Source organism: Pseudomonas sp. P106(2024), from assembly GCF_057480815.1.
This window is the reverse complement of the sequence record NZ_JBLIYU010000001.1, coordinates 652,898-666,559: the sequence shown is the minus strand read 5'-3', so window position 1 is coordinate 666,559 and position 13,662 is coordinate 652,898. Positions and strand designations below refer to the sequence as shown.

Annotated in this window: 9 protein-coding genes; 4 read left to right on the top strand and 5 right to left on the bottom strand. The window is 65.0% G+C overall.

From position 1 onward, the window contains the following. Nucleotides 1-52: 52 nt before the first annotated feature. A complete protein-coding gene (gene oadA / locus AC25M7_RS03045; RefSeq protein WP_028689991.1) occupies nucleotides 53-1,861 on the bottom strand; it encodes a sodium-extruding oxaloacetate decarboxylase subunit alpha in 1,809 nt (602 codons plus the stop codon). Nucleotides 1,862-1,872: 11 nt separating this feature from the next. After that, entirely contained in the window at nucleotides 1,873-3,288 is a 1,416-nt protein-coding gene (locus AC25M7_RS03040; RefSeq protein WP_050707570.1) for an acetyl-CoA carboxylase biotin carboxylase subunit, read from the bottom strand. Nucleotides 3,289-3,491: 203 nt separating this feature from the next. Between AC25M7_RS03040 and AC25M7_RS03035 the strand changes: the two genes are divergently transcribed. Further along, the gene (locus AC25M7_RS03035; protein ID WP_162175253.1) at nucleotides 3,492-4,439 is read left to right on the top strand and encodes a LysR family transcriptional regulator; all 948 of its coding nucleotides are present in this window, start codon (nucleotides 3,492-3,494) and stop codon (nucleotides 4,437-4,439) included. Here the strand turns inward: AC25M7_RS03035 and AC25M7_RS03030 are convergent. Both AC25M7_RS03030 and hexR read right to left on the bottom strand, forming a co-directional pair. Further along, nucleotides 4,381-4,599 carry a PA3496 family putative envelope integrity protein gene (locus AC25M7_RS03030; protein WP_069015985.1) on the bottom strand — a complete coding sequence of 73 codons (219 nt, stop codon included), beginning with the start codon at nucleotides 4,597-4,599 and terminating at the stop codon, nucleotides 4,381-4,383. The genes AC25M7_RS03035 and AC25M7_RS03030 overlap by 59 nt on opposite strands. A 99-nt stretch (nucleotides 4,600-4,698) precedes the next feature. After that, nucleotides 4,699-5,565 carry a transcriptional regulator HexR gene (gene hexR / locus AC25M7_RS03025; protein ID WP_023630201.1) on the bottom strand — a complete coding sequence of 289 codons (867 nt, stop codon included), beginning with the start codon at nucleotides 5,563-5,565 and terminating at the stop codon, nucleotides 4,699-4,701. 103 nt (nucleotides 5,566-5,668) lie between these two features. Here hexR and zwf point away from each other — a divergent pair, with 103 nt between their 5' ends. Next, nucleotides 5,669-7,111 carry a glucose-6-phosphate dehydrogenase gene (gene zwf / locus AC25M7_RS03020; RefSeq protein WP_028689995.1) on the top strand — a complete coding sequence of 481 codons (1,443 nt, stop codon included), beginning with the start codon at nucleotides 5,669-5,671 and terminating at the stop codon, nucleotides 7,109-7,111. Here the strand turns inward: zwf and AC25M7_RS03015 are convergent. Continuing rightward, nucleotides 7,108-9,984 carry a putative bifunctional diguanylate cyclase/phosphodiesterase gene (locus AC25M7_RS03015; RefSeq protein WP_288519406.1) on the bottom strand — a complete coding sequence of 959 codons (2,877 nt, stop codon included), beginning with the start codon at nucleotides 9,982-9,984 and terminating at the stop codon, nucleotides 7,108-7,110. The two genes, zwf and AC25M7_RS03015, sit on opposite strands and share 4 nt — an antisense overlap. 239 nt (nucleotides 9,985-10,223) lie before the next feature. Between AC25M7_RS03015 and uvrD the strand changes: the two genes are divergently transcribed. Continuing rightward, nucleotides 10,224-12,407 carry a DNA helicase II gene (gene uvrD / locus AC25M7_RS03010; RefSeq protein ID WP_028689997.1) on the top strand — a complete coding sequence of 728 codons (2,184 nt, stop codon included), beginning with the start codon at nucleotides 10,224-10,226 and terminating at the stop codon, nucleotides 12,405-12,407. 299 nt (nucleotides 12,408-12,706) lie between these two features. Continuing rightward, nucleotides 12,707-13,555 (top strand): Tim44 domain-containing protein, encoded by an 849-nt coding sequence (locus tag AC25M7_RS03005; RefSeq protein ID WP_062360080.1) that lies wholly within the window; start codon nucleotides 12,707-12,709, stop codon nucleotides 13,553-13,555. Nucleotides 13,556-13,662: the final 107 nt, after the last annotated feature.

The window sequence follows — 13,662 nt, the reverse complement described above, 5'->3', positions numbered from 1 at the left end:
AAGGGGAGCATTCGCTCCCCAGAGGTTAACCGCTTGTAGATGAAGGCTTATCTCAGCCTTCGATCTCGATCAGGATCTCGCCCGGGGTGACCCGGTCGCCCTTGGCCACATGGATGGCCACGACCTTGCCGGCGATCGCCGCCTGCACTTCGGTCTCCATCTTCATGGCTTCGGTGATCAGCACCGCTTGACCGGCCTTGACCACGTCACCTTCCTTGACCAGCACATCGACGATGTTGCCCGGCATGCTGGTGCTGACATGGCCCGGCTCGCTGGCCTGCTTGCGCTTGCTGCCGCCACCGCCGACGAACTCGTTGAGCGGCTCGAACACCACTTCTTCCGGCATCCCGTCGATGGACAGGTAGAAGTGGCGCTTGCCTTCGGCCTTGACGCCCACGCCGGTGATGTCGACGCGGTAGGTCTCGCCGTGCACGTCGATGACGAACTCGGTCGGCACGCCCTCACCGCCCACCGAGCCCACCGCGCCGGCTTCCGGAATCGGCAGCAGGGCTTCGGGCTTGAGGGAGCCGGCTTCGCGCTCCTCGAGGAACTTGCGGCCAATGTCGGGGAACATGGCAAAGGTCAGCACGTCTTCCTCGGAATGCGCCAGGCTGCCGATATCGGCACGCAGCTTGGCCATCTCCGGCTTGAGCAGGTCGGCCGGGCGCACGTCGATCACTTCCTCGCTGCCGATCGCCTGGCGACGCAGCTGCTCGTTGACCACGCCCGGCGCCTTGCCGTAACCGCCCTGCAGGTACAGCTTCACCTCGTTGGTGATGGTCTTGTAGCGCTCGCCGGCCAGCACGTTGAAGAACGCCTGGGTACCGACGATCTGCGAGGTCGGCGTCACCAGCGGCGGGAAGCCGAGGTCTTCGCGCACCCGCGGGATCTCCGCCAGCACTTCGTTCATGCGGTTGAGCGCGCCCTGCTCCTTGAGCTGGTTGGCCAGGTTGGAAATCATCCCGCCCGGCACCTGGTTGACCTGCACGCGGGTGTCCACGGCGGTGAATTCACTCTCGAACTGGTGGTACTTCTTGCGCACGGCGTAGAAGTACAGGCCGATCTCCTGCAACAGCTCCAGGTCCAGGCCGGTGTCGAACTCGCTGCCCTTGAGGGCGGCGACCATCGATTCGGTACCTGGGTGGCTGGTGCCCCAGGCGAAGCTGGAGATGGCGGTGTCGATATGGTCGGCGCCGTTTTCCACCGCCTTGAGCTGGCACATCGCGGCCAGGCCAGCGGTGTCGTGGGAGTGGATGAACACCGGCAGCGACTGTTCGGCCTTCAGTGCCTTGACCAGCTCGCCGGTGGCGAACGGGGTCAACAAGCCGGCCATGTCCTTGATCGCCACCGAGTCGCAGCCCATGGCTTCCATCTGCTTGGCCTGCTGCACGAAGGCGTCGATGGTGTGCACGGGGCTGGTGGTGTAGGCGATGGTGCCCTGGGCGTGCTTGCCGGCGGCCTTCACCGCCTCGATGGCCACGCGCAGGTTACGCACGTCGTTCATGGCGTCGAAGATGCGGAACACATCGATGCCGTTGACCGCCGCCTTGGCGACGAAGGCCTTGACCACATCGTCGCTGTAATGGCGGTAGCCCAGCAGGTTCTGCCCACGCAGGAGCATCTGCAGGCGGGTGTTGGGCAATGCGGCGCGCAGCTTGCGCAGGCGCTCCCACGGGTCTTCCTTGAGGAAGCGCACGCAGGCGTCGAAGGTGGCGCCGCCCCAGACTTCCAGCGACCAGTAGCCAACTTTGTCGAGCTTGTCGCAGATCGGCAGCATGTCTTCGGTGCGCATGCGGGTGGCCAGCAGGGACTGGTGGGCGTCGCGCAGGATTGTGTCGGTGACAAAGATTTTCTTGGACATTGTTCGGTTCCTCACAGGCCTGCGTGCGCGGCGATGGCGGCGGCGATGGCCAGGGCCAGCTCTTCGGGTTTGCGCTTGATCGAGTAGTTGGTCAGTTCAGGGTGGCTTTCGACGAAGCTGGTGTTGAACTGGCCGCTGCGGAATTCCGGATTGCGCAGGATTTCCTGGTAGTACGCGGCGGTGGTCTTCACCCCCTGCACGCGCATGTCGTCCAGGGCCCGCAGGCCGCGGTCCATGGCTTCTTCCCAGGTCAGCGCCCATACCACGAGCTTAAGGCACATGGAGTCGTAGAACGGCGGAATGGTATAGCCGGTGTAGATCGCCGTGTCGGTGCGCACGCCGGGGCCGCCGGGGGCGTAGTAGCGGGTGATCTTGCCGAAGCTGGGCAGGAAGTTGTTCTTCGGATCTTCGGCGTTGATGCGGAACTGCAACGCGAAGCCACGGTGCTGGATGTCTTCCTGCTTGATCGACAGCGGCAGGCCGGAGGCGATGCGAATCTGCTCGCGGACGATGTCGATGCCGGTGATTTCCTCGGTGATGGTGTGTTCCACCTGCACCCGGGTGTTCATCTCCATGAAGTACACCTCGCCATCGGCGAGCAGGAACTCCACGGTACCGGCGTTCTCGTAGTCCACCGCCTTGGCCGCGCGCACCGCCAGGTCGCCGATGTAGGCGCGCTGCTCGGGGGTCAGTTGCGGGCTCGGGGCAATCTCGATCAGCTTCTGGTTGCGGCGCTGGATCGAGCAGTCGCGTTCAAACAGGTGCACCACGTTGCCGAAGCTGTCACCGAGGATCTGCGCCTCGATGTGCTTGGGGTTGACGATGCATTTTTCCAGGAACACTTCCGCCGAGCCGAAGGCCTTGGTGGCCTCGGAGATGACACGGGGGAAGTTCTGCTCCAGCTCTTCACGGCTGTTGCAGCGGCGGATGCCGCGCCCGCCGCCACCGGAGGTGGCCTTGAGCATCACCGGGTAACCGATGCGGTCGCCTTCGCGCAGGGCTTCATGGATATCGGCGACGTTGCCTTCGGTGCCGGGGGTGACCGGGACACCGGCCGCGATCATGGTGCGGCGTGCCTCGGTCTTGTCGCCCATGCGGCGAATGACATCGGCGGCCGGGCCGATGAACTTGATCCCGCGTTCGGCGCAGATCTCCGCAAGCTCGGCGTTTTCCGACAGGAAACCGTAGCCTGGATGCAGGGCATCGCAGCCGGTCTCGACAGCAAGGTTCACCAGCTTGCGCGGGTTCAGGTAGCCGGCCAGGGGCTCGGCACCGATGCTGTAGGCCTCGTCGGCGCGCTTGACGTGCAGGGCGTGACGGTCGGCGTCGGCGTAGATCGCGACGGAGCGAATGCCCATCTCGGCGCAGGCACGCACGATCCGAACTGCGATCTCACCCCGGTTGGCGATCAGGATTTTTGTTATCACTGGAGTCTTCCCAAAGCCGTAGGAACAGACGAGCCGGTTTTACCGGTCGGCGCGTGACCAGACGTCGCTGGCCAGTCGCATATTCACCCTAGCGCCGAAGGTCAATAAACAAAAATCAATATTTGTTAGGGATAGTATTAGCAAAAGCTTATAGTGAGGTAACAAGGTTTTGCCGGAGCCCCGGAAAAATGCGTAAGTCCTTGATGCGTATGACTTTGCGTCAACTGCAGGTGTTCAACGAGGTGTGTGATCTGCGCTCCTACAGCCGGGCGGCCGAGGAGATGGCGCTGACGCAACCCGCCGTTAGTCTACAGATCCGCCAACTCGAGGAGCTGGTCGGCCAGCCGCTGTTCGAGTACGTCGGCAAGAAGCTCTACCTGACCGAGGCAGCCGAGGCGCTGCAACGCGCCAGCCGGGATATCTTCGGGCGCCTGGAAAACCTCGACATGCAGCTGTCGGACCTGCAGGGCTCATTGCAGGGGCAGCTGAAACTGGCGATCGAATCCAGCGCCAAGTACTTCGTGCCACACCTGTTCGCCGCCTTCAAGCAGCGCCACCCGGAGGTCAACCTCACCCTCACGGTGGTCAACCGGGCCCAGGCGATCCGGCGCCTGTCGGACAACCGCGACGACCTGACCATCATGTCCATGGTGCCCCAGGACATGGGCCTGGAGTTCCTGCCCTTCCTCAACAACCCGATCATTGCCGTGGCGCCGCCGGACCATCCGCTTTGCAAGCTCGAACAGCTGCGCCTGCAGGATCTCGAGCCTCATGCCCTGCTGGTCCGCGAGCAAGGGTCGGGCACGCGCAAGGCCTGCGAGGAGTTCTTCAAGGACAAGCGCGTGCACTTCACCCAGACCGTCGAGGTGGCCTCCACGGACGCCCAGCGCGAATGCGTGGTGGCCGGCCTGGGCATCGCCCTGCTGACCCGCCACGCGGTCAATCTGGAGCTGGCCACCGGCGTGCTCAGGGAACTGCCGGTGGAAGAGCTGCCGCTGTACCGCAGTTGGTGCCTGGTGCAATCCAAAAACAAGCGCCAGTCGCCGGTCGCCCTGGCGTTCCAGGCGTTCATCCGCGGTGAACGTGCGCAGATCAGCGGGCTTGTGGAGCGTTTCTCGGGTAAGTTGCCGCCGAGACCTGCCACACCGTGATGGCTTGCAGGTCGGGGTAGTCGGCCAGCTCGCGCAGCAGCTGGCGCTGGTCGCAGTAGCTTTCGATCGCGCGGCGGAACTCCATGCGGCGCTGGTCCTTTTCCTGCTGCTTGCGAGCCTTGGCGTTGGGTTGGTACACACCTGCGTGATCATGTGCCATTGCCTGTCTCCCAAATAGGATGCGGGAGTTTCAGACTGGCCTCAGGGGTTTACCGTTTTGCGGTGAAATAGTGACGAAATGATGAAATCTGCGTATCGCTCAGTCGTCGGTGGCCTTGATCGACTTGGGCGACAAACGCAGGCTGCGCAAGCTGCGCTTCACGCTCTTGAGGTGGTTGACCAGGCTCGGCCCGCGGGCCATGGCCACGCCCATGGCCAGCACGTCGATCACCACAAGGTGAGCGATGCGCGAGGTCAGCGGGGTGTAGATCTCGGTGTCTTCATGCACGTCGATGGCCAGGTTGACCGTCGACAATTCGGCCAGCGGCGTCTGGCTCGGGCACAGGGTGATCAGGTTGGCGCCACTTTCACGCACCAGGTTTGCGGTGATCAGCAGGTCCTTGGAGCGCCCCGACTGCGAAATGCACACCGCCACGTCGCCCGGCTTCAGGGTGACCGCCGACATCGCCTGCATGTGCGGGTCGGAATAGGCCGCAGCGCTGAGCAGCAGGCGGAAGAACTTGTGCTGGGCATCGGCCGCCACCGCGCCAGAAGCGCCAAAGCCGTAGAACTCCACGCGCTGGGCCTGGGCCATGGCGGTCACCGCCTGCTGCAGCGCCTGCGGGTCGAGGTGCTCGCGCACCTCCATCAGCGTGTGCAGGGTGGTGTCGAAGATCTTCAGGCTGTAGTCAGCGACCGAGTCGTCTTCGTGAATCGCGAACTGGCCGAAACTGGCGCCAGCGGCCAGGCTCTGCGCCAGCTTGAGCTTGAGATCCTGGAAACCCGAACAGCCAATCGCCCGGCAGAAACGCACGATGGTCGGCTCGCTGATCCCCACGCTGTGCGCCAGGTCGGCCATCGAACTGTGCATGACGGCAGCCGGATCGAGCAGCACATGGTCGGCCACTTTGAGTTCCGATTTGCGCAGCAGGTGCCGCGATTGGTCGATATGTTGCAACAGATTCACGGGCTGGACTCGGTTATGATCGGCGTGCCGGGATGTAGCTTTCTTGTAGTTATACTACATGCTTGCCAACCCGCCCAGCTAAACGAACGTGGAGAGTGGTGGTTTGACGATTCCTTGCGACATCCTGGTTTTCGGCGGCACGGGCGACCTGGCCCTGCACAAACTGCTTCCCGCGCTTTACCACCTGTATCGCGAGGCCCGCCTGCACAATGCCGTGCGGATCATAGCCCTGGCCCGGCGCCACCTGTCGCGCAACGACTACCTCAAGCTCGCCGAGCGCCATTGCCGGGCGCAGATCGCCCGCCAGGACTTCGACGAGGACGTCTGGCAGCGCTTCTGCGCACGCCTGGACTACTTCCCCATGGACGCCGCGCAGAGCGCCGACTTCGGCCGCCTGGCCCGCTACCTGGGCGAACCCGGCGGTTTGACCCGCATCTACTACCTGGCCACCGCGCCCAAGCTGTTCGTGCCCATCGCCAACCACCTGCGCATCGCCGGCCTGGCCGACAGCGAGGCGCGCATCGTGCTGGAGAAGCCCATCGGCCATTCGCTGGAGTCGGCCACCGCGATCAACGAGGCCATCGGCGCGGTGTTCAGCGAACCGCAGGTATTTCGCATCGACCACTACCTGGGCAAGGAAACCGTGCAGAACCTCATGGCCCTGCGCTTCGCCAATGCCCTGCTGGAGCCGGTGTGGCGCAACGGCCAGGTCGACCATGTGCAGATCAGCGTCTGCGAGACCCTTGGCGTGGAGAACCGTGGCGCCTACTACGACCGCGCCGGCGCCACCCGCGACATGCTGCAGAACCACCTGCTGCAATTGCTCTGCCTGGTGGCGATGGAGCCGCCGGCGCAGTTCGAGGCCGAGGCGGTACGCGACGAAAAGGTGAAGATCCTTCGCGCGCTCAAGCCCATCACCGGCCAGGACGTGCAGGACAAGACCGTGCGCGGCCAGTACGGCGCCGGCAAGATCGGCGGCCAGGAAGTGCCGGCCTACTACTTCGAAAAGGACGTGGACAACGACAGCGACACCGAGACCTTCATCGCGGTACAGGCGCACATCGACAACTGGCGCTGGGCCGGCGTGCCGTTCTACCTGCGCACCGGCAAGCGCATGACACGGCGCTCGTCGCAGATCGTCATCCAGTTCAAGCCGGTGCCCCACGAGTTGTTCAGCGGCGGACAGGTCAACCAGTTGCTGATCCAGCTACAGCCGGAGGAGCACATCAGCCTGCGCATGATGACCAAGAGCCCGGGCAAGGGCATGCGCCTGGCGCCGGTCGAACTGGACCTGAACCTCGCCCAGGCCTTTGCCCAGACCCGCCGCTGGGACGCCTACGAGCGGCTGCTGCTGGATGTGCTGGAAGGCGACTCGACGCTGTTCATGCGCCGCGACGAGGTCGAGGCCGCATGGGCCTGGATCGACCCGATCCTGCAGGGCTGGGAGGAACACTTCCAGGCGCCACGCCCCTACCCCGCCGGCAGCAATGGCCCGGAACAAGCCAACAGCCTGCTGACACGCCAAGGCCAGGCCTGGCATTTTTAGCGCAACAGGTCGGCCGTCGAGCGATCAAGCAACGCGCGGAACGAGGTCGCGTCCACCGGCCGGCTGATCAGGTAGCCCTGCACCTCATCACAACCATGCTCGCGCAGGAACTGCAGCTGCTCGCGGGTTTCCACCCCTTCGGCCACCACTTTCAGTTGCAGGCTCTTGGCCATGGCGATAATCGCCCGGGTAATGGCCGCGTCCTGTGAGCCTTCGAGCAGGCCGCGGATGAAGGCCTGGTCGATCTTCACGTAGTCGACCGGGAAGCGCTTGAGGTAGCTCAGCGACGAATAGCCGGTGCCGAAGTCGTCGATGGCCAGCTTCACTCCCAACGCGTGGAGCTGCTCGAAGGTGGTGATGATGTGCTCGACGCTGTCCAGCAGCTGGCTTTCAGTCAGTTCCAACTCCAGCAGGTGCGGCGCCAGGCCGGACTCCTGCAGGACCTGGCGCACCAGGCTGACCAGCTTGCCTTGGCGCAGCTGATACACCGACAGGTTGACCGAAACGCGCACCTCCAGGCCCTGGCGCAACCATTCGCACGCCTGCCAGCAAGCCTGGCGCAGCACTAACTCACCCATGGGCGCGATCAGCCCGGTCTCTTCGGCCAGCCCGATGAACTCGCTGGGCGGCACCATGCCCCACTCGGGGTGCTGCCAGCGCACCAGCGCCTCGGCCGCGTGCAACTGGCCGGTGCGCAGGCACAGCTTGGGTTGGTAGTAGACCAGTAACTGGCGATCGTCGATGGCCTTGCGCAGCTGGTTCTCCAGTTGCAGGCGTTCCAGAGTGCTGGCGCGCAGGCTCTCGGTGTAGAACTGAAAGCTGTCGCCGCCCAGGTGCTTGGCGTGCTGCTTGGCCATGTCGGCCTGGCTGACCAGGGCATTGAGGTCCTGGGTGGCGTCGGACAACAGGCTGATGCCCACCGATGCACTGATCACCACCTCGTGCCCGCCGACGCGCTGAGGCACACGCAGCTTGTCGAGCAGCCGGGTGGTGACGCGCACCAGGCTCGACAGGTTGGTGTAGCCGTCGAACAACACGGCGAACTCGTCGCCGGACAGGCGCGCCACGGTGTCGGCCTCCGGCACCGCGTTGGCCAGGCGCTGGGCCATCTTCTTGAGCAACTGGTCCGCCAGTTCATGGCCCAGGCTTTCGTTGAGCAGCTTGAAGCGGTCCAGGTCCACATGCAGCAGCGCCAGGCTGCGGCCGTTCAGGCGCATGCGCTGCGCCGCCTCGTGCAAACGCAAGCGGAAAAGTGCGCGGTTGGCCAAACCGGTGAGGTCGTCGTAATGCGCCAGGTAGCGCAGGCGCTCCTCGGATTCGCGGCGTGCGGACAGGTCGGTGAAGAAGCCGACGATATTGACGATTCGTCCCCGAGGGTCATTCACGCTGTTCAGTTGCAACCACTGCGGGTAGAGCTCGCCGTTCTTACGCGCCTCGACCAGCTCGCCCTGCCAGTGGCCCTGCTGCTCCAACGCCTGGTCGATGGCCTGGCTGTGGCGGCGGGCATCGCGGCTGCAGGGCAGCTCCAGGGCGTTGCGGGCGATCAGCTCGGCCCGGCCGTAGCCGGTGACATCGCAGAAGGCCTGGTTCACCGCCAGCAACTGGAAGTCCGCGTCGAGAATGGCGATCCCTTCGCTGGCCGCCTCGAACACCGTCGCGGCCAGGCGCTGCTGCTCTTCCTGTTCCTTGCGCGCGGTGATGTCGCGGCGGGTGCCGAGCATGCGCAGGACCTTGCCCTGGCCATCGGACTCCACCGCCCGCCCGCAGTCCTCGATCCAGCACCAGTGCCCCTGGGCGTGGCGTACCCGGTACTCGACCCGGTAGTCCTCGGTGCGCCCCTTGAGGTGCTCGACCAGCGTGCGTCGCAGCACGGGCAGGTCGTCGGGATGCAGCCGCGGCTTGAGGTCGGCGCGCACCGAGCGTACCTGCTCCGGATCCAGGCCGAACAGCGCATGCAACTGGGTGTGATGGACCTCGTCGGTTTCCAGATTCCAGTCCCACAGCCCAAGTTCGCTGGCCTGCAAGGCCAGGGCCAGGCGCTGCTCGCTCTTGCTCAGGGCCTGGTTGGCCAGGTCCAGCTCATGACTGCGTTGGGCCACGCGCTGCTCGAGGCCGGCATGGGCCTTGCGCAGGTCGTCCTCGGCCCGTCGCCGTTGGGCGATCTCTGCATTGAGCTGACGGTTGAGGCCCTCACCATGACGCTGGGCGTTCTGCAGGTGCTCGATCAGCGCCTGGTTCTGGAAGCGGCGCAGCAGGCCGCGCTCGATCAGGCGATTGACCTGCCAGGCCACCACCATCAGCGCCACCAGCAGGATCAGCCCCAGCCAGCCCCAGCCGCGCTGGTGTCCGGCATCATAGACGAATAGAAACGCGATCGGCGGCAGCAGGCACGGCAGGGCGAAGCTGAGAAACGCCGGCAGGCTGACCGCGTAGGCGACACTGGCCGACAACGCCGCCGCGCCGAGCAGGCCGAAGACCCAGGCCTGCTGCACGAAGTTGTCCGCCGGCGCCAGGGCGATCACCGCGCAGGCCAAGGTCAGGCCACTGAACGCCGAGCCGAGCAGGAACATGCGCCGCCAGGTCGGCTTGGCCTGGCGCGCCGGCGTCGCCGCGTCGAAGGCCGCCACCTGGATCACCCGAAGCGCCACCAGCGCCACCAGCCAAGCCATCCAAACCCCGACCAGCAAATAGCGCGCAGGGCTCCACAGCAGCCAAGCGCAGAGCAGGCCGTTGAGCAACATGAACAAGGTGGGCAGCAACGAGCCCTGGTACAGCAGGCGAGTACGCTCGATCGACAGCTGGGTGGCGAATTGCCTGCGAACGCTCCTTGTCGTCTCCGGCGATGCTCCGATCGCCGCGCAATCCTGGGTCATATTGGCTGGGTTCTTTTGTCTTCTTGTTATGGCTGACCGCAAATGTGCAGGGAGCATACACAAGCACCGCGTCGGACCAAACTGCTCTGCGTCATGATTTCGAAAATGTCTGCTGCGTCCAGGTCTGACCGCTCAACCACGGGTACCGGACAAGTCCACCGATGAACGGTCGCGCGCCCATCAGGCGATTTGCGTCCGGGGCGTTTGCCCCTGCCTTCGCACGGCCATAGAATGCCCGGATGCATAATGACGACCTCTCCCTCCTGCTGAACTCCCTCAACGACGCTCAACGCCAGGCCGTGGCGGCCTCGGTGGGACGCCAACTGGTGCTGGCCGGCGCCGGCTCGGGCAAGACCCGCGTGCTGGTGCACCGCATCGCCTGGCTGATCCAGGTCGAACAGGCCTCGCCGCACTCGATCCTGTCGGTGACGTTCACCAACAAGGCCGCGGCGGAAATGCGCCAACGGATCGAGCAACTGCTGGGCATCAACCCGGCTGGCATGTGGGTCGGCACCTTCCACGGCCTGGCCCACCGCCTGTTGCGGGCGCACTGGCAGGAAGCGGGGCTGGCGCAGAACTTCCAGATCCTCGACAGCGACGACCAGCAGCGCCTGATCAAGCGGGTGATCCGCGAGATGGGCCTGGACGAGCAGAAATGGCCGGCGCGCCAGGTCCAGTGGTTCATCAACGGCCAGAAAGACGAAGGCCTGCGCCCACGGCACATCCAGGCCAGCGGCGACCTGTTCCTGGCCACCATGCGTGACATCTATGTCGCGTACGAGCAGGCCTGCGATCGCGCCGGGGTCATCGACTTCTCCGAGCTGCTGCTGCGTGCCCTCGACCTGTGGCGCGACCACCCGGACCTGCTCAAGCACTACCAGCGCCGCTTCCGCCACCTGCTGGTGGACGAGTTCCAGGACACCAACGCCGTGCAGTACGCGTGGTTGCGCCTGCTGGCCTCCGGTGGCGACAGCCTGATGGCGGTGGGCGACGACGACCAGTCGATCTACGGCTGGCGCGGCGCCAAGATCGAGAACATCCACCAGTACACCGCCGACTTCCCGGACGCCGAGCTGATCCGCCTGGAGCAGAACTACCGCTCCACCGGCGGTATCCTCAAGGCTGCCAACGCCCTGATCGCCAACAACAGCGGGCGCCTGGGCAAGGAGCTGTGGACCGACATGGGCGAGGGCGAACCGCTCACGCTCTATGCCGCGTACAACGAGCACGACGAGGCGCGCTACGTGGTCGAGACCATCGAAAGCCTGGTCAAGCAGGGCAACGCGCGCAGCGAGATCGCCATCCTCTATCGCTCCAACGCCCAGTCGCGGGTGCTGGAAGAGGCCCTGCTGCGCGAACGCATCCCCTACCGCATCTATGGCGGCCAGCGCTTCTTCGAGCGCGCCGAGATCAAGAATGCCATGGCCTACCTGCGCCTGCTCGAAGGTCGCGGCAACGACGCGGCGCTGGAGCGGGTGATCAACGTGCCGCCACGGGGCATAGGCGAAAAGACCGTCGAGGCCATCCGCGACCACGCCCGCCACAGCCAGCTGTCGATGTGGGAAGCCATGTGCCAGCTGCTCGCCGCCAAGGCCCTCAAGGGCCGCGCCGCCAGCGCCCTGGGCGCGTTCATCGAGCTGCTGGAGAACCTCGCCGCCAAGGTGCTGGACATGCCGCTGCACCTGATGACCCAAACGGTCATCGAGCAGTCCGGGCTGATCGTCTACCACCAGGAAGAGAAGGGCGAGAAAGGCCAGGCCCGGGTGGAAAACCTTGAGGAACTGGTCAGCGCGGCGCGCAACTTCGAAACCAGCGACGAAGACGCCGACCTCTCGCCATTGTCGGCGTTCCTCGGCCACGCCTCGCTGGAGGCCGGCGACACCCAGGCCGACGAGCACGAGGACAGCATCCAGCTGATGACCCTGCACAGCGCCAAGGGCCTGGAGTTCCCGTACGTGTTCCTGGTGGGCATGGAGGAAGGCCTGTTCCCTCACAAGATGAGCCTGGAAGAGCCCGGCCGCCTCGAAGAGGAGCGCCGCCTGGCCTACGTGGGCATCACCCGGGCCATGCGCCAGCTGGTCATGACCTACGCCGAGACCCGCCGCCTGTATGGCAGCGAGACCTATAACAAGGTGTCGCGCTTCGTCCGGGAGATCCCCGCCGGGCTGGTGCAGGAGGTGCGTCTGTCGAATACCGTCAGCCGTCCGTTCGGCGGCGCGAAGACGCCGGCCAGCAGCCTGTTCGCCAACGCCAGCATCCCGCAGACCGCCTTCAGCCTCGGCCAGCGGGTGCAGCATGCGGTATTCGGCGAAGGCGTGATCCTCAACTTCGAAGGATCTGGCGCCCAGGCGCGGGTGCAGGTGAATTTCTCCGAGGGCAGCAAGTGGCTAATGCTGGGCTACGCCAAGCTGGAAGCTATCTGACCGAATCGAACGAAACGCCCCTGTAGGAGCAGCCTTGCGTCGCGGCAGGGGCGCGCAGCGGCCCCAGATTCCGAGCCGCCATTGAAATTGCTGGGGCTGCTACGCAGCCCTTTCGCGACGCAAGGCCGCTCCCACAGGGGGCAGTTTCCCAGCTCAAAGGGCTGGGCGATCACCTACAGGTGAACGCATAGATCCGGTCAGTCAGGCAAAAGCTCGAAACATCTTGTCGCTGGCTATGTCTGTCAGTTCATGTGCACCATGACGCGCGTGCAATCCACACAAACGGGAATCCCCATCTTATGCAACGTTTTCTTAGCATCGCTCTGGCGCTCTGCGTCGGCCTGACGCTGAGCCTCGACGCCAACGCCAAGCGCTTCGGTGGTGGCAAGAGCTCGGGCTCCGCGCCTATCCACCAGACCCGCCAGGCCACCCCGACCACGCCTGCCGCCGCCCCGACCGCTCCTGGTCGCGCACCAGCCGCCGCCAGCGGTGCCTCGCGCTGGCTGGGCCCACTCGCCGGCCTCGCCGCCGGTGGCCTGCTGGCCTCCATGTTCATGGGCGACGGCTTCGATGGCATGCAGATCCTCGATTTCCTGATCATGGGCCTGATCGCCTTCCTGGTCTTCCGCTTCATCGCCGCGCGCCGTCGCCAGCAGCAGCCGCAACACGCTGCCGCCGGCCACGCCCCGTACCAGCGCGAAGCCCAGCCGCAGGCCGCCCCGCAGTCGATCTTCGGCGGCTCCGCCGCGCCGGTCGCCTCGCCTGTGATCAACGCTCCGGCCTGGTTCAACGAAGCCAGCTTCCTGTCCGCCGCCCGTTCGCACTTCCAGTCGCTGCAGCAGCACTGGGACGCCAACGAGATGGACAAGATCGCCGAGTTCGTCACCCCGCAGATGCTCGAGTTCCTCAAGCGCGAGCGTGCCGAGCAGGGTGAAGGCTTCCAGTCCACCTACATCGACGACCTCGATGTGCAACTGGACGGCGTCGACGAGCGCGCCGACCAGACCGACGCCACCCTGACCTTCCGTGGCGTGTCGAAGACCTCGCGCTTCGACCAGGGCGAAGCCTTCAGCGAAAGCTGGCACATGGTTCGCGCCCATGGCGAAAATCAGCCTTGGCTGCTGGCCGGTATCCGCCAAAACGGTTAACCGTCGCACGTTGCAGAAAAAACCCCGGGCCTGTCCCGGGGTTTTTGCTTTTGCCAGAGCGGCCTACTAGGGTATAACGCGCAGCGTTGTCATAAGGTCAGAGGATG